18 protein-coding genes and 1 pseudogene are annotated in these 20,461 nt (G+C 39.4%); 8 read left to right on the top strand and 11 right to left on the bottom strand.

The features are described from left to right. Positions 1-17: 17 nt before the first annotated feature. On the bottom strand, positions 18-359 hold the full coding sequence (locus tag ACIROD_RS07195; RefSeq protein ID WP_402939041.1) for a zinc ribbon domain-containing protein YjdM: 342 nt from the start codon (positions 357-359) through the stop codon (positions 18-20). A 153-nt stretch (positions 360-512) separates the two neighbouring features. On the opposite strand from ACIROD_RS07195, the gene ACIROD_RS07200 reads away from it, so the two are divergent. The 4 genes from ACIROD_RS07200 to ACIROD_RS07215 all read left to right on the top strand — a co-directional run bounded on the left by ACIROD_RS07200 (position 513) and on the right by ACIROD_RS07215 (position 5,001). Continuing rightward, entirely contained in the window at positions 513-1,202 is a 690-nt protein-coding gene (locus ACIROD_RS07200) for a response regulator transcription factor (RefSeq protein WP_054400643.1), read from the top strand. Then, positions 1,199-2,203 (top strand): sensor histidine kinase, encoded by a 1,005-nt coding sequence (locus ACIROD_RS07205; RefSeq protein ID WP_260358370.1) that lies wholly within the window; start codon positions 1,199-1,201, stop codon positions 2,201-2,203. The genes ACIROD_RS07200 and ACIROD_RS07205 overlap by 4 nt, the downstream gene beginning before the upstream one ends. 100 nt (positions 2,204-2,303) lie before the next feature. Beyond that, positions 2,304-3,065, top strand: a complete 762-nt coding sequence (locus ACIROD_RS07210; protein WP_402939046.1) for an ABC transporter ATP-binding protein — start codon at positions 2,304-2,306, stop codon at positions 3,063-3,065. Next, positions 3,055-5,001, top strand: a complete 1,947-nt coding sequence (locus tag ACIROD_RS07215; protein WP_101223019.1) for an FtsX-like permease family protein — start codon at positions 3,055-3,057, stop codon at positions 4,999-5,001. Before ACIROD_RS07210 ends, ACIROD_RS07215 begins: the two co-directional genes overlap by 11 nt. Positions 5,002-5,053: 52 nt before the next feature. Here the strand turns inward: ACIROD_RS07215 and ACIROD_RS07220 are convergent, their stop codons facing one another. Both ACIROD_RS07220 and ACIROD_RS07225 read right to left on the bottom strand, forming a co-directional pair. After that, positions 5,054-6,118, bottom strand: coding sequence for an NAD(P)/FAD-dependent oxidoreductase (locus ACIROD_RS07220; RefSeq protein WP_402939051.1), 1,065 nt, complete (start codon positions 6,116-6,118; stop codon positions 5,054-5,056). Between the two features lie 257 nt (positions 6,119-6,375). After that, positions 6,376-8,016 carry a PucR family transcriptional regulator gene (locus ACIROD_RS07225; RefSeq protein WP_402939054.1) on the bottom strand — a complete coding sequence of 547 codons (1,641 nt, stop codon included), beginning with the start codon at positions 8,014-8,016 and terminating at the stop codon, positions 6,376-6,378. 445 nt (positions 8,017-8,461) lie between these two features. Between ACIROD_RS07225 and ACIROD_RS07230 the strand changes: the two genes are divergently transcribed. The 3 genes and pseudogenes from ACIROD_RS07230 to ACIROD_RS26205 form a co-directional block, all read left to right on the top strand. Further along, positions 8,462-9,583, top strand: coding sequence for an alanine dehydrogenase (locus tag ACIROD_RS07230; protein ID WP_101223022.1), 1,122 nt, complete (start codon positions 8,462-8,464; stop codon positions 9,581-9,583). A gap of 343 nt (positions 9,584-9,926) precedes the next feature. Next, positions 9,927-11,282 (top strand): APC family permease, encoded by a 1,356-nt coding sequence (locus ACIROD_RS07235; RefSeq protein ID WP_101223023.1) that lies wholly within the window; start codon positions 9,927-9,929, stop codon positions 11,280-11,282. Between the two features lie 47 nt (positions 11,283-11,329). Continuing rightward, positions 11,330-11,472: pseudogene (locus ACIROD_RS26205) on the top strand (IS110 family RNA-guided transposase); the annotation flags it as partial. Positions 11,473-11,534: 62 nt separating this feature from the next. On the opposite strand, the gene phnX reads toward ACIROD_RS26205, so the two are convergent. Genes phnX through ACIROD_RS07260 form a run of 5 tightly spaced genes read right to left on the bottom strand, consistent with a single transcriptional unit; the run spans position 11,535 to position 16,834 of the window. Next, entirely contained in the window at positions 11,535-12,350 is an 816-nt protein-coding gene (gene phnX / locus ACIROD_RS07240) for a phosphonoacetaldehyde hydrolase (protein ID WP_402939059.1), read from the bottom strand. Continuing rightward, entirely contained in the window at positions 12,347-13,441 is a 1,095-nt protein-coding gene (phnW, locus tag ACIROD_RS07245) for a 2-aminoethylphosphonate--pyruvate transaminase (RefSeq protein ID WP_402939062.1), read from the bottom strand. The genes phnX and phnW overlap by 4 nt, the downstream gene beginning before the upstream one ends. A 25-nt stretch (positions 13,442-13,466) precedes the next feature. Further along, complete coding sequence (locus tag ACIROD_RS07250; RefSeq protein WP_402939065.1) at positions 13,467-14,459, bottom strand: extracellular solute-binding protein; 993 nt, start codon at positions 14,457-14,459, stop codon at positions 13,467-13,469. Between the two features lie 13 nt (positions 14,460-14,472). Next, positions 14,473-16,089, bottom strand: coding sequence for an ABC transporter permease subunit (locus ACIROD_RS07255; protein ID WP_402939068.1), 1,617 nt, complete (start codon positions 16,087-16,089; stop codon positions 14,473-14,475). Beyond that, positions 16,082-16,834 carry an ABC transporter ATP-binding protein gene (locus ACIROD_RS07260; RefSeq protein WP_402939071.1) on the bottom strand — a complete coding sequence of 251 codons (753 nt, stop codon included), beginning with the start codon at positions 16,832-16,834 and terminating at the stop codon, positions 16,082-16,084. Before ACIROD_RS07260 ends, ACIROD_RS07255 begins: the two co-directional genes overlap by 8 nt. 228 nt (positions 16,835-17,062) lie before the next feature. Between ACIROD_RS07260 and ACIROD_RS07265 the strand changes: the two genes are divergently transcribed. After that, positions 17,063-17,821: a DeoR/GlpR family DNA-binding transcription regulator gene (locus ACIROD_RS07265; RefSeq protein ID WP_230176695.1), complete on the top strand. Its 759-nt coding sequence runs from the start codon at positions 17,063-17,065 to the stop codon at positions 17,819-17,821. A gap of 408 nt (positions 17,822-18,229) precedes the next feature. Here ACIROD_RS07265 and ACIROD_RS07270 read toward each other — a convergent pair whose 3' ends face one another. From ACIROD_RS07270 to ACIROD_RS07280, 3 genes are read right to left on the bottom strand one after another with little or no spacing between them, the layout of a single operon-like run. Continuing rightward, positions 18,230-18,706, bottom strand: a complete 477-nt coding sequence (locus tag ACIROD_RS07270) for a methylated-DNA--[protein]-cysteine S-methyltransferase (protein WP_402939075.1) — start codon at positions 18,704-18,706, stop codon at positions 18,230-18,232. Between the two features lie 29 nt (positions 18,707-18,735). Continuing rightward, positions 18,736-19,308: a bifunctional transcriptional activator/DNA repair enzyme AdaA gene (locus tag ACIROD_RS07275; RefSeq protein WP_402939078.1), complete on the bottom strand. Its 573-nt coding sequence runs from the start codon at positions 19,306-19,308 to the stop codon at positions 18,736-18,738. Positions 19,309-19,330: 22 nt separating this feature from the next. Then, the gene (locus tag ACIROD_RS07280) at positions 19,331-20,092 is read right to left on the bottom strand and encodes an isocitrate lyase/PEP mutase family protein (RefSeq protein ID WP_402939081.1); all 762 of its coding nucleotides are present in this window, start codon (positions 20,090-20,092) and stop codon (positions 19,331-19,333) included. Between the last annotated feature and the right edge of the window lie 369 nt (positions 20,093-20,461).

Here is a 20,461-nt window from a genome sequence, read left to right on the forward strand (position 1 = left end):
GGATTAGGCCTTTTTTATTACACCTTTTTAACAAATTGGGACTTTAATTTCATTGCACCAAAACCATCAATCTTACAATCAATATCATGATCTCCATCAACTAGACGGATGCTTTTGACTTTAGTGCCCATTTTTAAGACGGATGAGCTCCCTTTCACTTTAAGATCCTTGATTACCGTAACGGTATCACCATCGTTCAAGGCATTTCCATTAGCATCTTTGATCGTCTTCTTTTGATCACCATTTTCCGTTTCCGCTTCCACCGTCCACTCATGAGCGCATTCCGGGCAAACAAAAAGACTTCCGTCTTCGTATGTATATTCTGAATCACATGCAGGGCAATTAGGAAAATCAGGCATAAATTCACTTCCTCCATTCATTATGCCAATTTTAATATAATAATGGTTTACACACAACCAGTAGGTTATACTGCTCCTGTCCCCCTTCCTCTAGAACCTATAAAGGTTTTACTATATACTTTTAAGAAAAAGCTGGAAAGTGCGGTGAATCCATTGTTTAAACTTCTATTGATAGAAGATGATACGACGTTATTCAATGAAATTAAAGATAGATTGGCGCAATGGTCTTATGATATTTACGGAATTGGCGATTTTAGTAAAGTGGTTCAGGAATTCACGGACATAAAACCTGATTTGGTCATCATTGATATACAGTTGCCGAAGTTTGATGGATTTCATTGGTGCAGAATGATCCGGGCCCATTCCAATGTTCCCATCATCTTTTTATCATCACGCGATCATCCGACCGACATGGTGATGTCCATGCAGCTTGGAGCTGATGATTTTATCCAGAAGCCTTTTCATTTCGATGTACTCATCGCAAAAATACAGGCCACCCTCCGCCGGGTATATAATTACAATACCGAAAAAATCGAATTGAAAACCTGGTGCGGCGCAACTGTGGATTATGAGAAGAACACGGTATCGGCCGAGACTGGTACAATCGAATTGACGAAAAATGAAATTTTCATCTTGAAAAAGCTCATTGAACAGAAAAATAAGATCGTAAGCCGCGAAGAGTTAATCAACAGCTTATGGGATGACAAACGTTTCATAAGCGATAACACCCTTACAGTGAATGTGAACCGTTTACGAAAGAGGTTGGATGAACTGGGTTTAGGACATTTTATCGAAACGAAAGTCGGACAGGGCTATATCGCCGTAGAAGAGGCAAATGCATGATCAGAAAATATCTCATGGAAAGGTTCAGCTGGATCACATTCTACATAATTCTTCATCTATTCATTATCTTTGTCGCTTATCTTGATTCGGCTATTCCGTTAAAGCCAATACTGTATATTGCCTTTTTATCATTGCTCATGTTCAGTATCTTTTTGATTTTCCGCTATAAAAAAGAAACTTCCTTTTATAAAAGTCTAGAAGCGCGGGAAGACAACCTGGATATAACGAATATAGCCGAACCAGAGAGCCCTTTCGAAAAAATCATAGAAAACAGCATCATTAACCAAACCGAAGTATTGAAGCAATCCGCAGCAATTGGCCGAATGACTTTAGAGCAGGAGAAGGATGAATTATTATCTTGGATTCATGAAGTGAAGACCCCATTGACAGCAATGCATTTAATGATTGACCGCTTGGATGATGAATTGCTGAAATCGCATTTGACTTATGAGTGGCTGCGCATTCACCTTCTTCTTGATCAGCAGCTCCATCAAAGGCGCATGCCTTTCATCGAAAATGATTTGTATATAGAGAAAACCGATTTGGAAACAATAATCTTTGATGAGATTAAAACGCTGCAATCATGGTGCATTCAAAAAGGGATCGGCTTCGACATACAATTGGATGTAACCGAAGTGCTTACTGATGCCAAATGGCTGGCCTTCATCATGAGACAGCTCTTGACCAACTCCATTAAATACAGTGAAAATTCAGATATCACGATATATTGCCATGAACAAGCCGGACAAACGGTTCTTGAAGTTCAGGATTCCGGACGGGGCATTGACCCAAAGGATTTATCCCGCATATTTGATAAAGGATTCACTTCCACGACAAACCATCATGACAATGCGGCAACCGGCATGGGGTTGTATTTAACCAAGAATGCGGCCGAGTCCCTATTCATCTCCATTGATGTTAAATCAGAGCTTGGAACCGGGACGACCGTTACCTTGACCTTCCCAAAAAGAAATGATTTCGTGAATATCACAAGCATGTGACAAAAGTGTCACATGCTTTTATTCTTTGTTCGTCCAAACGAAGGAAAAGAAATACATGGCCTTTTATAATGAGGATATAGAAAAAAAGGAGTGTATCCAAATGAATATATTAGAAGCGAAAAAAATCCATAAAAGCTATGGTAATAAATTCAATAAACAAGAAGTCTTAAAGGGTCTCGATATAAGCATACAAGAAGGTGAGTTCGTAAGTATCATGGGTGCTTCCGGTTCAGGAAAAACGACTTTGCTGAATGTCCTTTCCTCGATAGATAAAATCAGCAACGGCACCATTACGATCGATGGAAAAGAGATTTCAGGGATGAAAGAAAAGAATTTGGCCGAATTCCGGAAAAACCATCTAGGCTTCATCTTCCAGGAATATAACCTATTGGACACACTGACTGTCAAAGAAAATATCCTTTTGCCCTTATCCATTACAAAAACGCCCGCTAATGAAGCGGCACAAAAGTTTGATAGCGTGGCGAAGGAACTGGGCATATATGAAGTGAAGGATAAATACCCAAATGAAATTTCCGGTGGTCAAAAACAGCGAACGTCTGCAGCACGGGCTTTCATCCATGATCCAAGCATCATATTTGCCGATGAACCGACTGGGGCGCTTGATTCAAAATCAGCTTCCGATTTACTGAACAAACTGAGCGAAATGAATATAAAGCGCAAAGCGACCATCATCATGGTAACCCATGATCCAGTGGCGGCCAGTTATTGCAGCCGAGTCATTTTCATTAAAGATGGTCAAATATATACCCAATTGAATAAAGGTGAAGAATCCAGACAAACCTTCTTCAAGGACATCATGAAAACACAAGGTGTATTGGGAGGGGTTCAAAATGAGCATTAATCAACTCATCTTGCGAAATCTGAAGAAAAATCTGAAGAACTATTATCTGTATGTGTTTGCCCTGGTCTTCAGCGCTTCCCTTTACTTTGCTTTTGTCACCTTGCAATATGACCCATCGCTGGATGAAGCGGAGGGTACGGTGAAAGGGGCCGCCTCCATCAAGGCTGCATCGATCCTGCTTGTTGCGATTGTTTCCATATTCCTTTTATATGCCAATAGCATTTTCATAAAAAGACGCAGTAAAGAAATTGGCTTATTCCAATTGATAGGCATGACGAAGAACAGGATATTCCGTATCCTGAGTGTGGAAAACCTGATCCTGTATTTCTGTTCCGTATTCCTCGGAATCTTTGTAGGGTTTGCCGCTTCAAAATTGATCATCATGATACTATTTAAAATAATGGGTGTCCAGGCGATCGCGACTCTTAAATTTTCTTTTCAGCCGCTAGTGCAAACCTTGCTCGTTTTTAGCGCCATCTATCTTTTAATCATGTTGATGAATTATACCTTCATTAAAAGGCAAACCATTCTATCATTATTTAGAGTGACTTCAATGACGGAAGGAAAAGTGAAAAAGGTTTCGATGTTCGAAATGATCCTCGGGATATTCGGAATCATCCTGATCATTGCTGGCTATGTCGTTTCATCCAAATTATTCGATGGAGCTTTTACAGAGATGACCGAGCTTTTTATGGCCATGATATTCATTTTGGCAACCGTCATCATCGGTACCTATCTGTTCTATAAAGGATCCGTAAGCTTCATCTTTAATATCATCCGTAAAAAGAAAAATGGCTATTTGAACATTAATGAAGTATTGTCCCTTTCATCCATCATGTTCCGGATGAAATCGAATGCGATATTATTGACGATCATCACGACCGTTTCCGCTTTGGCGATCGGGTTATTATCATTAAGCTATATCTCCTACTACTCAGCGGAGAAAATGGCACAAAGCAGTATCCCCACCGATTTTTCGATGACGGATAAGGGAGATGCGAATACATTCAAAAAAGCTTTATCCGACAGTAAAATTGATTATGACGAAAAGGTGATCGATGTCATTCAAGTGGATGTCAATGTAAAGGAAATTATGGAGACTAGCCTCGAAGGAGTGAACTTTGATCCCGACATCATGACCGTTCCCGTCATCAGTGATGAATCCGTTAAAGGAATCAACCTCGCTGAAGATGAGACCCTTTTCAGCGGATACAGTAATATGATGGAGAAGGTCATGTCCTTGAAGGATTCCGGAAAGATTGAACTGAAGGGCAAAAATGAAGTGATTCCGCAAACATATATGGGCTTGAATGATGATACCTTCCTGTCCTATTACTTCACGAATGGCGGACTGCCCGTTGCCATTGTAGACCAAACGATATTCGACCGTTTGAAAAAGGATGTCGACCCGAAAATCCAAAAAGTATCATCCGTTAATATCGGCATTGATGTGAAGGATGAAGCTGAACTTGAAAAAGCGAATGATCTATTCAATAAAATGAGTTTTAAAGAAGAACATGTGAATGATTCCCAATTTGAAATGTTCAACACCCAGAAGAAGAACATGGGGCTTATCATGTTCATCGTCGGCTTCTTAGGGTTAACCTTCCTCATCACATCCGGCTGTATCCTATATTTCAAACAAATGGATGAAAGTGAAGGTGAAAAATCCAATTATACTATCTTAAGAAAACTGGGATTCACGCGTGGTGACTTACTAAGGGGAATCCAAGCAAAACAAGTTTTCAATTTCGGCATTCCTTTAGTCGTCGGTCTGCTTCACAGTTATTTCGCAGTCCAATCAGGATGGTTCTTATTCGGGACCGAAGTTTGGACACCGATGATCATCGTTATGGCATTATACACGGCATTGTATTCGATCTTCGGAATCCTATCCGTATTTCATTACAAGAAGGTCATTAAAGAATCTCTATAAACTGCTATAAGCTCCAGGGCCCATGAGGCCCTGGAGCTTTTTCCGTTTCCCTTTAAAGTACCCCAGCCGGTTTCATCATTTCCTTGATCAATTCCCTGTTGCGCTTTTTAAAGATTTCATTATGGGAAGAAACCATTCCCACTCCGTGAGCGTCAGGCTGGATATATTGCTTTGCCTTGTTTACGGCATTTGCAGCATCTTGAAAAGTGCCTGCTATCAGGTTCAATTTACCTTCATGACTTAAGATATCACCGGCAGCGTATATTCCATCCATCGAGGATTCACTTGAAGGAGTACCTTCAATATAATAATTGTCGGCTATGGCAATATCCACTTTACTATTTCGAAGCAGAGATGTATCACGCTCATAACCATGATTTATGATGACTTCATCGATCGGAAAGTAAGAAACCTCTCCCGTTGCGTGATTCGTCAGTTCAACATGTTCAATTGATTCATGATCAGCGCAGGCGATCAGTTTTGTAATCGTGGTATTCAAGAAACAAACAGCAGAGCTTTCCATCAATTGCCTTGCTTGTGATTCATGACCTGCTAAACTATCTTTCCTGTATGTCAGATACACCTTTTTGGCGATGGGCTCCAATTCATTTGCCCAGTCTATTGCAGAATTCCCGCCGCCTGAAATGATCACCGTCTTATCCTTGAATCGATTGAAAGACTTAACAGTATAGTTTAAATTGGAGACTTCAAACCTTTCAGCCCCGTCTATTTCCAACTTTTGCGGATTCAGAATTCCGCCGCCAACCGCGACAATGATCGTTTTGGAAAAGTGCATTTGCCCTGAAGCGGTATGTAAAACGAAGATACCTTCTTCATTACGAGTGATTGATTCCACTTTTTCATTCAAGACGACTGTTGGATTGAATGTTAAACCTTGCTCCACTAACTGCTCAATTAATTTTTCCCCAGTAGTGGGTGTCAGCCCTCCTACATCCCAAATCATTTTCTCTGGATAGACATGAATTTTCCCGCCTAGCCGTGGCTGGTATTCAATCAGTTTAACTTTCATTTCTCTAAGTCCGCTATAAAAAGTGGAGTAAAGACCTGCTGGCCCTCCCCCAATAACCGTTACATCAAATAAATCTTGCTGTTCCATTTACGTCCACTCCCCGGTAATCAAATGTGATTGATTATCATTCTCATTTAATCGTACACTCTTTTCTCACTTTTTACAATATGGATTTATTAAAAACTTACCATTCATTAAGTACGTATAAATGATAAGTGGAGTATTACAATTAGTATGAAAAATTAGGTTAAAAAAGGAATAAGGGTATGGGACGTCAATGAATATTATTGCTAAAATATTTTTATCCTCGGCCTTAACATCGCCCCGTGGTTGGCGGTTGATAACTACTTCGTAGGTACTTCCACTTGCTGTATAAGTTGATATGCTTTCAAAGCCATTTCAACGTTTAATCTGTTCTCCGGCATATCAAAGTCAAGATCAAGAATCTTTTTTATCTTTTCCAGCCGATGATAGAGTGTTTGTCTTACAACATGTAATTTTTGAGCAGTAAGCTTCTTTGAGCGATCAAGCTCAAAGTATTTTGCTAATGTCAGAAGCAATTCCGTTCCATACTCCTTATCATAGGATATTAAAGGAGAGAGATAGTCTTCAATAAAATGTGCTGTATCTTGATCATGCTGAATTAATTGTATCAACCGAAAGATGCCAAGGTCTTCGTAAAAGGCACTTGTCGAAAACATACGATAATTTAAAGCTAACTGCGCTTCTCGATAACCAGTATGAGCATCCAAAAGTAACTGGTATTGTCGCCCAACGCCTATACGGATTTGGCTAGATTCACCTTCTTTAACATATAGCAAGGCATTGATCACTTTCAAGAAGCGTGCCTTAGAGGAATCGGCAGTTCCAAGATCAATAGCTAATACAATAATCTGATTTCTTACAGACGTGATATAGGGTGTAAAAGAATATTTTGCGAACCCAGACCGAATTTTTAAAGAATAATGATAAATAGCGGATTCATTTTCTTCATCCGATAAACCTAATGAAGACGGATGAAAAACATCTTCGATATCAATGATTGCTATTCGATAATGTATAGAAGCGCGCTTCGATTTTAAAGAAATAAATCCCCTTGCCTGTTCCTCATTATTGATGCGTCTATTAAGTAAATCATTTAGCCATGTAGATTCTAAACGTAATCGTTTTTCATCCAAATAATGTTTGCGCAATAAGTCTTGTGAGATTGCTAGAGAAGCACGATCAAGGATTAGGAAATCAAATTCATCCGATTCACGATCTAAAACCATAACAAGGTACGCCCAGATTTGATCCATTGCTCCGATCGGTTGGAGAAGAATAGTATGGTTCAATGCCTTCCATTCAACGGGCGAATCATTTGTAATTCGGCCATGCCAGTGTTCTTTATCTTCATAAATCGTGTGAAGTAGCTTTTCCATAAATTCATTTTTCAATCCTGGAATCGAAAAAGGTGTTCCTTCTATAGGAAGATAGATTATTGGTGCTTCTGTCTTCTGTTGCAACAACTTTAAAATATTTGATAACCCATGAGTAGTGAGTGACAAAGAATGGAACTTTCTGGAAATAGAATCTAGTGTAACCAACTTCTCATGATGAGCATTAATGATAAACGAATGTAGATCCTGTGCTATTTCGACGAAATTTATGAATTCTTTGAAAATAATAATCGGAAAGTTATACTCATTTGCCATCTCGATCATTTCTTTAGGGACCCTGTCGAAGTGGTGTCCAAGTTCTATACATAAACATGAGGCGTTGCGTTCGATTAGATTTAACAAAAATGAAGTATTAGAGGAGTCTCTCCATTCAAACCCAAATCCGGTGGAGAGTATCAGTTCCCCTCCCTGAAAGATGGTATCATCAAAAAACGGAATTTCAAGGACATGTGTCCATTTGACTTGACGGTGCAACCCGTTTGCCCCCGCAACTACCTCCGTCTTTGAAAAGAGTGAGCGCTTAAGAACATCTTGTACTGTAAGCATATGTACCTCCTCATTTAATAATGGTTAGCTGTATCATCTTATTATAACTATACTAGAAAGTCTAAGCCCATAAAATATGGTACCCTATCTTTGTTTAACCCCAAGTAATACGACCAATGTCTATAGGTAAGTTCTTTTACGTGCTTTGTTGAAAACCTTAATCAACCTGATAATCTATCATAATTCTCACCATTATTCATCAGTTATATGTGTGCATGAACGGTGGAGTACTGAAACTTTAAACGACCAAAACATTCGATAAACAATGGAAAAATCATCACTTTTCACCAATGCTATATTCATAAAAGTACAAAATGGCCAAAAGTGCTTGGTTAAAAAAAAACTAATATAAATTTAACCCCGTGTCTAATGAAAGGGTTATCATTTCCCTGTAAGATTTTAGAATGTTCAATAAATTAAATGCAATTAAAAAGGAGAATGAACAATGATAGTAGGAGTTCCTAAAGAATTAAAAACTGCAGAGACTAGAGTGGGATTAAATCCAACATGGGTAAAAAAATTAACAGCTTACGGTCATGAAGTACTAATACAAAGCATGGCAGGAGAAGCTAGTGGTTTTTGTGACGAGAAATATGTTTTGGCTGGAGCAAAAATAGTAAACACGATTGACGAAATTTATGAGAAGGCAGAATTTGTTGTTAAAGTGAAGGAACTTCAACCCTATGAATACGGCCTTCTTAAAGAAGATCAAATGATAATGGCATGGTTTCATTTGGCAGAAGATGTAAATCATGAAATGACACAGGCATTACTAGATAAAAAAGCCATTTCATTATCAATGGAATTAATCGTTTTACCTGACGGGACAAGACCTACCATTAAACCAATGAGTGAAATTGCCGGAACATTAGCAATGCTTGAAGCAGTCAAATATGCTCAATATGGTTATGGAGGAAAAGGTATACTTCTCCGGAAACTGGCCGGTTTACCGTCGAGCAATGTACTCATACTTGGTGGTGGCAATGCTGGACTCAATACTGCGCAAGTTGCTGTGGGTCTTGGATTGAATGTAACAATCATGGAAGCATCAATGAAACGCATTGATTATTTGAACAACCAGTTGCCACAGGTGGACATTTTGGGTTGGGATAAAGATATGATGTTTGAAGAACTTATTCAAAGTGATGTTTTAATTAATACAATTTATCCGATGCCAGGGGTAACCGAGCCTCTCATTACACGAGAGATGGTCAGTAAGATGAAACCTAATTCTATTATTATTGATATTGCAGGAACGGGTATAATTGAAACCTCACGTTATACGACTTTAGAGGATCCAGTTTACTACGAACAAGAAGTCCTACATTACTGTGTCCCGAATATGCCGGCTCTATGTCCACAAACCTCGACAAACATGATGCTGATGACAACCGGCCCATATATTATGAACATTGCGAATAATGGTTTGAAAGAGGTTGTAGAAAATGATGTAATAGTAAGAAATTGTATCAGCACTTTGAACGGTGAAATTGTTCATCACGAAGTTGGGATCAATCATGACATGCCTTATACAGATATAAAAACGGAGTTACTATTGTCAAAATAATAAAGCGTTCTTAGAGTCATCTCATATCCTACGTTTCATTTCGATTGATTAGAAATCAGTGTACACGTTATTGAACAAGTCGCTACTAAAGAAATTCCAGGAGTCAGTAAAGATGCCGGCGAGAAGATTTTTGCAGGAATTATCTTTGTTATTCTGCAGACGGAATTCCTTACGAGGAATGGGGAAACAAGACAACAAATTCATGGATAATTCAAAGTAGGCTCCCTAGCATCTTTCTGACTTTTTTATGATTTCTAGAAAACCACGCATTAAAAAAGATGTAATAATATTGATCCTATTTCTTGTAAAAAGTTAAATCAGGTAAAAGAGGAGAGTATTTTACATGTCAAATTTAAGTAAAACGGATAGAACACTGACACTCATTCCAGTTGTATTGTTTGGTTTTTCATTTATGGGGTTAACCACAGCTTTTACTACGTATGGTATTGCGGCCAATATTTCCCACGGTACGGTTCCGGGAGCAATGATAGTTGCTCTAGTGGTAATGATGTTTACTGCTTACAGTTATGGGAAAATGGCAATTGCGTTTCCATCTTCAGGTTCTGCATATGTTTATACGCAAAAATCGCTCAATCCCTCTGTTGGATTTCTTGTCGGATGGGTGATCTTAATGGATTATTTATTTATGCCCATGGTGAATTATTTAGTATTTGGTATTTTTTTCTCAGCAGCCTTTCCTACAATTCCAAGTTACATCTGGATTTTAGGTATGCTGATTCTCGTCACTTTTATTAATATTAAAGGATTGAAGATTGCCACAAATGTAAACGCATTCATAACGATTTTTGCTTTTCTTTTTATCGTTATCTTTATAGGTTTTTCCATTAAGGAAATTTTTATGGGAGAAAGCACGGCAACTCTTTTATCTCTTGAGCCATTCTATAATTCGAAAGAACCCTTTTCTTATACAATAGCTGGAGCAGCTTTATTATGCTTTTGTTTCCTTGGGTTTGAATCAGTTACAGCGTTTGCGGAAGAGACAGTGAACCCTAAGAAAACAATTCCCCGAGCTGTTATTTTAATTACTCTTGGTGGTGGTTTAATCTTTACAAGTGTTTCATATTTCTCGTATCTTGTATGGCCAGAGTATAACACATTTAATAATCCTGATTCGGCTGCCTACGAAATTATTAAACTTGTTGGTGGAAAGGCGATGTACTCAGTATATCTTGCGCTTTATGCATTAGCTGTATTGGGTAGTGCCATGTCGTCCCAGGCAAGTGCATCACGAGTCCTCTATACGATGGGGCGAGATGGACAGTTTCCTAAAAAGTTCTTTGGCAGCCTGCATCCGAGATATAGAACACCCGTAAATAATATACTGATCATTAGTTTTGTCTCTTTGCTTGCTTTATTTTTAAGTTTAGATCTTGTAGCATCATTTATTAATTTCGGGGCGTTTCTTGCGTACACTTGTGTTAATATTTCCGTAATTGCTCATTATTATATTAGAAATAGAGAACGTTCGGTAAAAGGAACTGTCTTATATTTATTTGTTCCTATTATTGGAGCTGCCCTTGATATTTTACTTCTTGTGAATCTTGATGCGCACTCAAAAGTACTTGGAGTAAGTTGGTTAATAATAGGCTTCATTTATTTACTTGTATTGACAAAAGGACTTAAAAAACAGCCACCAGTATTAAAAATCGAAGAAAATTATAGTGTAGATTTAAAATAAAGTCACGCTGTTTATAAAAAAGATGAAAAACGGATTAGACATAAACTATTGTCGGTATGAGACCTACAGGCCATTACTGGATTAATCTATCGAATGGTTATCTAATGAAAAGATTGATGTCGTAAGTCTATCCTCACCTTGTAAAAAGAATAAAGAGAATAGAGGTAATAACCAGTCCAAAAGTGAAAAAGTGCAGCCATCCTTCATCCCTACTCAAGGATGAAAGATGCTGCACTTTCTTTGTGATGAATGTTAGTTTGAACGAGGTCTTTTCCCGTCTGCTATAAGAAGGTTGATGGTATCTATGAGTTCAGGCAGTTCCTCCATCGTTTTGATGGTGAAGTCGGCTCCGTTTTGCATAAATGTGCCTGCCGTTTTAGAGATGAGGTTTTGTTTATCTCGTTCTGGTAAACTCGTATACTCATCCAAACTCAATCCCATCTCAGAGCTTCCGACAATGATTCCGACCGACCATACTCCAGCATTCACTGCCTCTTGCATATCGGAAAGGGTATCGCCCACCTTCACTACTTTCCATGAAGCCGCTAACTTCAATTTTTCCATATTCCTATATATCATGTAAGGATAAGGCCTTCCAATCGAATCGGTTTGATCCGGGGTTACATGGAAATCCGGCCGATACCCTTTTTGCAAAGCATTTGCTGTGACGACCTCCATCATTGTATCCGTATATCCCGTTGTCGACCCAATCTTCAGGCCCCGATTCCTTAATGCTTCCACCGTCTCGATAACCCCCGGAATGGGATCTGTATGATCCGCCAATGACATCATCAGTGCCGGTTCGAATTCAGCATATAGTTTTTCAACGTCTTCCTCATTTAATGGCCTTCCGTATTGTTCCTCCCATAACGAAGATATCCTTGGCATGGTCAGCATCGCACGAATATGGTCGATTTTCAGCATGCCCATCGGAGCTCTGGCTTCCTCCATCGTCACGTCCAGTCCAGCATTCTTAAAAATATCCACAAAAACATTCACTGGTGCAAAACATCCAAAATCCACAGCTGTTCCTGCCCAATCCAAAATGATTCCTTCTACCTTATTCATACTGTCACCACTTTCATATATTTTTCTACGATCCTGCCAAGTTCCTCGATATCTTCTTCATGGATTTCGCCAATATTGCCAATTCGGAATGTATCTATGTCAGTAAGCTTTCCAGGGTATATTACGTATCCCCTCTCTTTGATAAAATTATAGAAGTCCTCAAAATCAAAGGCTTCAGTTGGAAAAAGGAAAGTTGTAATGATAGGCGATTGTTTATCAGGTGAGATATATGCATGAATGCCCAATTTTCCCATCAACTCCCTCAGCCTGTCATTATTATTTTTATAGCGGGAGAATCTAGCTGGGATGCCGCCTTCTTCCGTTAATTCTTCCAACGCTTTAGCAAACGCGGCCACTACATGTGTTGGAGAAGTGAAACGCCATTTCCCATCCTTGTCCATCTCTTTCCACTGATCATATAAATCCAAGGACAAACTGCGGGCATTGCCTTCACAAGCCAATAATTTCTCAAGCTTTACGATGACAAAACCAAAACCGGGGATTCCTTGAATGCATTTATTTGCACTGCTGATCAAATAATCAATTCCGAGTTCAGGCACATTCATGTCAACTCCGCCAAAGCTGCTCATCGCATCAATGATCAAAATTTTTCCTTGTTCCTGTGATATCTTCGAAACCATTTCTATCGGATTTAAAATCCCTGTCGTCGTTTCACAATGAACCATTGCTATATGTGTGATGTCACGATCATCCAGTAAAATGTTCCGGATTTCAGCTTCATTTGGAAACTCATTGTACTCAACGCCATACTCCACATGATTCAGCCCGATGCACTCCGCCATTTTCACAATCCGTTTCCCATATGCACCATTCGTTATGATCAGCACTTTATCGGATTTTGAAAGTGCAGTCGTGAGCACAGATTCTACAACAAACGAGCCGCTTCCCTGCATAAGTACAGCCGTATATTCTCCGTTTGCAGCATACGCCAATTCAAGAAGCTGGGATCTGATTTTTTGTGTAATTTCTTTATAATCAATTTCCCACGTACAGCGGTCAACAAGCATTTCCTGTTTCACCGTACTTGTAGTGGTCAGCGGTCCAGGCGTTAATAGTTTATAGGTATTCATTTTACTTCACTCCTCACTGTATTCATCATTGTGCTGATTTAAAGAACTCTTGATGCTGTTTTAATAATTCAACCGTTAGGGGCTGCTTGTATTTCTTAGGATGGGCCGGTTTGTTCTTTTCCGTTACCTTTTCACCTTCATAAAGTGCGACCGGGTAATGTTTCAGCAATTCTTCTCTAGCATCTTTACTGATTGTTTCTGCCATTTTCATTGCTAAACTTGTTTTACCTTCATTATCTTTATTCACGACAGCAACGGATTCCGTGTAAGAGAAATTCCCCTCAACCGGATCGACGAATTTGATCGGTAAACCCGACTCTTTAGCCATCACGGCTTGGTAGCGTAAACCAAAACCGGCAGCCACTTCCCCTGCTTGAACTTTATTGATTGGACCTGAACCTGAGCTCTCAAGATGCGGACCGCTATTTGCTATTAAATCATGGAGAACCTTTTTCCCCTCTGCGTCACCGTATTGACTGATTATTGCTTGAACTAACAGCCACCCTGTTGAAGAGTCCAGGATATTAGGAATTGAAACGAATCCTTTATATTCCGGCTTTGTTAAATCCTTAATCGAGGTAGGCATCGGCAGGCCTTTTTGTTTAAGCACTTCCGTATTTACAAAAATGGAACCGGTATTTGCCAAAATCGGCGTGTAATAGGCTGGATTTTTTTCCAAAGCTTTTGCACTGAATGACAGGTCCTTGAACATGGAGTGCTGATCTTGGGCACTTTCAATGAAATAGGAACTCATCGTCACGACATCGGCCTCGATTTCAGCGCCTTCTGCGAGCAGTTTCCCTCCTAATTCAGATGTGCCTAATGATTGAAGGACGTATTTCCCTTCATATCCGGCATCTTTCAGGGAAGTCTCCATTGCTGCAGTGGCTTCTTCATCTCCATTCGTATAAATGACCACCTTTTCCTCATCCGCTTTGCCGCTGTTACGGCCGACCAATACAAATACCAAACTTAAAGCAACTAAAGAAAGTAAGGCTATCTTCAATGTTTTAGACATAATATCCCCCTCATTAATGTTTGAATTGTCTTTTTTGATAATGATCACAAAGCAGCTTCACGACTAGATTTGTAAAAAAGATAAGTAAAGACAGGATGAATATTTCATTGAATTTCGCAAAATGCTGAAGCTCTTTAATTTTACTGGCCACTAATGTGGTTTGGGCCGTGACCAAAAATATGATTCCGCTGATCGTCACCATACTATTGATGAAATAGTAGCTGAACATCTCGATCACCGTAGATGCCGAATTTGGCAGAATGACACGATAGATTGTCCTGATCCAGCTATCCCCCAATAGATTCCCGGTGGTTTCCCAACCAGGGTTCATTTTGGATAAAGAGTTCTTCGCCATTAAATAGGGTGTTGTAAAGAAGTGGACAATGTTACATAGAATGATGATGGCAAAGGTTCCCTTCCAGCTGCTGCCGTTGAACAGCAGCAAATACGATAAGCCCAACACCATTCCCGGTACTGTATTCGTCAGCATCGAAATGACATCCATTGACGATTTCCCCTTAAGGGGCGTCCGGACATTCAAAACCGCAGAGCTAAAGGCGATGAACGTTCCCATTACAGCCGTCATCAAGGCAACGAATAAGGAGTTTTTATAAACTGCCGTTAAATCGCTTGATTGGAATGTGTCGATAAAGTGCTTTATGGTGAACGAGAGATCGTAAGGGAAACTAGTTAAAAATGGTGTAATGAACATGACCGCAAATACAGAAAACATCCCTATCAAGACCAGCAGCGAGATACCCCCAAAACATATATCCCTTCCTATGTGCTTCGTCATTTCGATATCGCTGAACTTGTCATAATGAAAATTAAGTTTTTCGAGATAGTTTAATAGAAAAACACTGAATACTACCGGAATGAGCATGAGAATGGCAATCACTGCACCGTTATTGAAATCAGGGATTGAACCTAGCATGACTTGATACAGCTGCGTCGCAACAACGGAGTAGGTCCCGCCGACTGAAGCCGGTATCCCAAAATCGGTGAAGCTCAAGATGAATGAAAGTACAAAGGCTCCTCCCAAAGTTCCCGATAATGGCCGTATGATCGTATTCATGAAACTTCTTATCGTTCCGTCACCCATTAATTTTGAAACGATGATGAACTTTTTATCCATGTACTTGAAGGAATTATTAATGAGCAGAAAAGCTGATGGCAATGTATAAATCACATAACCTATCAATAATCCATTAAATCCGTATATATCGAATAGATTCCTTCCAAAAATCTTCGTTATGATTCCTTGATTTCCGAAAGAGTAGATGATCGCAAACCCGAAAGTTATCGTCGGAAGCAGCATCGGAATAAGGATCCCTGTTTTAATTACACTTTTTAACGGCCTATATAATCGGGTGCAATGGATGGAATAGGCCAGAAAAAAGGCTAAAACGGTCGTAATGACAGCTGTGAGCCCTGAGATTTTCACGCTGTTTCCAAATGACATCATCAGCTCTGCATTTGAAAGGACCGTTAGATAATTCGAGAGACTGATTCCATCAGCCGTTTCAAAAGAACGGACGAACAATATCCCAAGCGGCAAGAAAAGAAAAGCGGCAAATAGCAGTAAGATAGGTATATAAATGACTCTCATTGCCGGTTTTACATCAGGCATACTTTTCACCGAATAAGTTGTAAATATTTTCTCTCTTGATCTCCAGTTGTTTAAGAATGAATTCCTTCACAAAATCATTGGCTGGCTGATTGATGATTTCTTGAGGCGATCCAAATTGAGAAATATTCCCTTGATTAATGATCAAAATCTTATCGGACATCGTCAAAGCCTCTTCCGGGTCATGTGTCACTATGATCGTCGTGAGCTTAAATTCTCGGGCAATGGATTTGATGCGTTCCTTTATCGATTCCTTGATCACACCATCCAAAGCACTCAGCGGCTCATCAAGTAATAGGATTTTCGGTTTCATTACAAGAGTCCTTACGATCGAAACCCTTTGCTTCTGACCCCCGGATAATTCGCTGATCCTTTTTTTTAAATGCGGTGTTAATTCCAGGAAATCTATGTATTCTTGAAGCTCTTCCTTGGAAACGGATCCCTTCCTGTTCCTCAATCCATAAACGATATTTTCATAGGCATTCAAATGCGGGAAAAGAGCGTAATCCTGGAAAACGATATTAAATCCCCGGTCTTTCATGGGCACGTTACTCAAATCGGTATCATTGAAAATGATTTTTCCATGATTGATACCCGTCAAGCCCAAAATTATATGTAATAAAGTAGTTTTGCCGCTTCCACTTGGTCCTAATAGTGAAACGATCTCCCCCGTTTTTATTTCAAGATTTATATTATCCAAAACTGATTTTCCATCGAATTGCTTGCTAATATTTTGTAATTTTAGCAAACCGTTCACCTCCTTTAATACACCCTTAGTATAAAAGCCATTTGTAAAACGAATTTGCGATTTTTGTAAATACCCTGTAAATATTGAACACTTTATTACTAACTTAATACTAACTTTTGACCAACTAGTGATATTTTTATCATCTATATGTTGAATATGTTCGCGGTAAACAGTACACTTAAACTGAATATCAGGAAGATAGATATGAAGAATAGGCGGGTGTAACTTATGCTTCCTCTTGAAAGGCAAAAGAAGATCATCGAGTTATTAACGATTAGAAAAGTTATGAAGATTGCCGAGCTTACTGAAGAAATGCAAGTTTCCATCGAAACCATCAGAAGGGATATAAACCTTCTTACAAGGCAAGGAAAAATAGAAAAGATCTATGGCGGCGTTAAGCTGGTTCAATCGAAGTTTGGAGAGTCGACGATAGATGAACGGATGTTCAGTCAATTAGAAGAAAAGGAATCCATCGCTCAAAAATGCAGTGAGTATATCGACGATGGTGATTGCATTTATATCGATAGTGGTTCGACAACCTATCAAATCGCTAAATATATAAAACAGAAAAAGAAACTGACCGTGATAACCAGTTCGATCCCCGTTGTAAATGAGCTCATTCATAGCGACATCGAGATATTGATCATTGGCGGGAAAGTCAGGCGAAATGAACAATCCATCGTTGCATTTGACTACTTATTCAACTTTAGTGAATTGAATATTACAAAAGCATTCATTTGTGCGAGCGGCATAACCGTTGAAAAAGGCATATCCGACTATAATTTAGAAGAAGCGAACACACGAAAAAAAATCATAGATCTATCCCAAGAAGTCTATGTTGCCGCTGACAGCACAAAGTTTGGGAAAGACGTGACCATCGGGATATCTTCACTGGATAAAATCGATTACATCATAACCGACGATCATTTACATAAAGATTTCATCTCTTCGTTTAAAGAGAACGACACACATTTGATTCTTTCTTAAAAGCAAGAAAAAAACGGGAACTATACAATAGTATAATTCCCGTTTTTTTGTTCAAGTTGCAGTTGATTTCAGAAATCCGCTCCCTTTCCGCCGACTGTCTGCCAAGCCTCCTCGACGCAAGCGTCTGTGGGGTCTCGGCTAGCCAGTTTTTCGGCAGGAGTGTCGCAAATTTCTTCAATCCAGAGAGTTTTCATCCTATAAAACAGTAAAAATACGTGAAAGATAACCAAGTTTTGTTTGAAAAATGTGGTAAAAAAAACCCTCACTAAAATCATGAGAGGGATCGGGATGAGACCATTCCTAAATAAAAAACTGTGTCCTCCATCAATGGAGAGTGAAACTCAGGCTAATTTCTGGTTTTGACTCTGACCGGGCCCGGGCGATTCCCATAAAGTTGAGCCTAGTACCTCAATTAAAATTCCTTTCATGCTGAAGGAGCCATTCCTTTCTCCATAAGCCACCCGCATAACCAGTTAATTTCCCATTTGAACCTATTATTCGATGACAAGGAATCACGATGCTTAACTTATTTCTGCCGTTAGCGCTCCCTACTGCCCTAATGGCTTTTTCATTACCGATTGAAACGGCGATGTCTTTATAGGAACCCGTGTTAGCGTACAGGATTCCTGTTAATGCGTTCCACACGTTTTTTTGGAAGATGGTCCCTTCAAGTATATAAGGAAATGTAAATTCCCTGCGTTCACCTTTGTAATACTCATCAAGCTGACTAAAGCACTCCGCCAAAACCTTGGGCGTTTGCTCTTGCATAATATTTATCTTTATATCCCTTTCAGCGAACAGTATGGAACAAATGGCATCATTCGTTCCTGATATCTCGATAACTCCAATCGGCGATTCATAATCTAGTTTATATAATTCAGGCATATAAGGAACTCCATTTCTGTATATGTGGCTTACATTCGATTCTTAAGATTCATGTTACGATATTCACTTGGAGTACAATTTTTCAAACGGCGAAATACTTTATAAAAGTTTGAAGGGCTTTGGAAGCCCACTTCAAGGCAAATCTCAAGGTTCGTTAGACTTGTGCCTGTTAGAAGGTATGAAGCTTTATCCACTCTTATTTTTTCCAAGTACGAACGGGGAGTTTCTAATGTTTCCTTTTTGAACAGCCGCTCCAGATAATAGGAACTTACACCGACATGATTGGCAATATCCTTTAATTCCACTTTTTGATTATACTGATTTACCAAGAAAGCAATGATATCTCTTACAAGTCCCAACTGAGGGGAATCATCAACTTCCGGTTGGCATCGTTTGCAAGCACGGAAACCAGCCTTTTCAACTACATCGATGTCATGATAGAATTTCACATTTATTTTTTTCGGCTTCCTTGACCTGCAGGAAGGGCGGCAATATATTTTAGTTGTCTTTACTGCGGTAAAGAATAGTCCGTCATATTTAGGGTCGCAAGCAATGATCTTCTCCCACATTTCTTCAAAAGTAAGATTTATAGCAACAGCCATTATACTCCGCATCCTTTCAGGTTTAGTTCCCATATAAATGTGAGGTGTCATTTAGCTCTACTATTCGTGCTGTCTCTCGTTCTATCAATGCAAAGACTAGGGCATTTCCGAAACTGAGACGTTTTACGCCTAATTCCTCAAGCTCCTTACCATTCGTCAATCCAGGCAAAGATAATACATTAAGGGGAGCGCCTACATTCAAAGTGATTTCCTTTATATCATCATGGTTCGTTAATCCAGGGATGAATATTCCGCTGGCACCACTCTCCACATACGCTTTTGCCCGCTCTGCCGTTTCCTGGAAATGATTTTCTTTTTGAAAATAAGTATCTGTTCTAGCATTGATGTAAAAACCTTCATACCCATTATAATCCAACGCTTCCCTTATTTTTAATAGTAGGCTGCAGTGTTGAGATATATCTCTTAGACCTTTTTGTTTTTTGAATGAATCCTCAATATTGATCCCGGCTACACCGACGTCTGCCGTCCTTAACACATTATCGACAATCTTTTCTTCGGTTTCACCATAGCCTGCTTCAATTTCCGCAGTGACGGGAATTTTCACATTATCCGCAATTAGTTTAATAATACCTAAATGTCTTTCAAAATCAATCAATTCGCCATCAGAATAACCCAGGGAGTTGGCAATTCCCCAGCTTGTCGTTCCAATCGCCTTGAATCCTGATTTCTCGAGAATCAAGGCCGATAATAGATCCCAGGCATTCCCCAATATCAACAGGTCCTTCGAAAAGTGTAATTCATTGAATTCCTTAATGTTAGTCATTATAGATGCTCCTAAAATTTATTTGACCTCATTTTAACAATCAACCCAGCTCCAAATGTCCTCATTCTTGCTCTTATGGTCCATTTCAAATAATGATTGTGCTGGATTCCCGTGACAAATAAAAAAAATGCCCTTTCATACCAGGGCATTTCAGTTTGTATACAAAAGGGTTCTATCTAAAGTTATTACAAAGTTGTTTGGAACGGAAGGTACGATACTCCTGCGGGATGAGCGAGTCTAAGGGAGACCCCACAGGCGCAAGTGCGCCGAGGGCGGACCACCCGCGGAAAGAGAGTGCCTGAAGTGGGAATCAACATCTACTTTGTACAAGCCATAAAAAAACTGTAGGCAATTCCATTATTATCGGGT

The organism is Peribacillus sp. NPDC101481 (assembly GCF_044767165.1).
Taxonomy (GTDB): Bacteria; Bacillota; Bacilli; order Bacillales; family DSM-1321; genus Peribacillus.

Coding starts and splice junctions, on each gene's coding strand:
- ACIROD_RS07195 (WP_402939041.1), bottom strand. CDS start 359: ATGCCTGATTTTCCTAATTGCCCTGCATGTGATTCAGAATATACATAC.
- ACIROD_RS07205 (WP_260358370.1), top strand. CDS start 1,199: ATGATCAGAAAATATCTCATGGAAAGGTTCAGCTGGATCACATTCTAC.
- ACIROD_RS07210 (WP_402939046.1), top strand. CDS start 2,304: ATGAATATATTAGAAGCGAAAAAAATCCATAAAAGCTATGGTAATAAA.
- ACIROD_RS07215 (WP_101223019.1), top strand. CDS start 3,055: ATGAGCATTAATCAACTCATCTTGCGAAATCTGAAGAAAAATCTGAAG.
- ACIROD_RS07220 (WP_402939051.1), bottom strand. CDS start 6,118: ATGGAACAGCAAGATTTATTTGATGTAACGGTTATTGGGGGAGGGCCA.
- ACIROD_RS07225 (WP_402939054.1), bottom strand. CDS start 8,016: ATGCTTACAGTACAAGATGTTCTTAAGCGCTCACTCTTTTCAAAGACG.
- ACIROD_RS07230 (WP_101223022.1), top strand. CDS start 8,462: ATGATAGTAGGAGTTCCTAAAGAATTAAAAACTGCAGAGACTAGAGTG.
- ACIROD_RS07235 (WP_101223023.1), top strand. CDS start 9,927: ATGTCAAATTTAAGTAAAACGGATAGAACACTGACACTCATTCCAGTT.
- phnX (WP_402939059.1), bottom strand. CDS start 12,350: ATGAATAAGGTAGAAGGAATCATTTTGGATTGGGCAGGAACAGCTGTG.
- phnW (WP_402939062.1), bottom strand. CDS start 13,441: ATGAATACCTATAAACTATTAACGCCTGGACCGCTGACCACTACAAGT.
- ACIROD_RS07250 (WP_402939065.1), bottom strand. CDS start 14,459: ATGTCTAAAACATTGAAGATAGCCTTACTTTCTTTAGTTGCTTTAAGT.
- ACIROD_RS07255 (WP_402939068.1), bottom strand. CDS start 16,089: ATGCCTGATGTAAAACCGGCAATGAGAGTCATTTATATACCTATCTTA.
- ACIROD_RS07265 (WP_230176695.1), top strand. CDS start 17,063: ATGCTTCCTCTTGAAAGGCAAAAGAAGATCATCGAGTTATTAACGATT.
- ACIROD_RS07270 (WP_402939075.1), bottom strand. CDS start 18,706: ATGCCTGAATTATATAAACTAGATTATGAATCGCCGATTGGAGTTATC.
- ACIROD_RS07275 (WP_402939078.1), bottom strand. CDS start 19,308: ATGGCTGTTGCTATAAATCTTACTTTTGAAGAAATGTGGGAGAAGATC.
- ACIROD_RS07280 (WP_402939081.1), bottom strand. CDS start 20,092: ATGACTAACATTAAGGAATTCAATGAATTACACTTTTCGAAGGACCTG.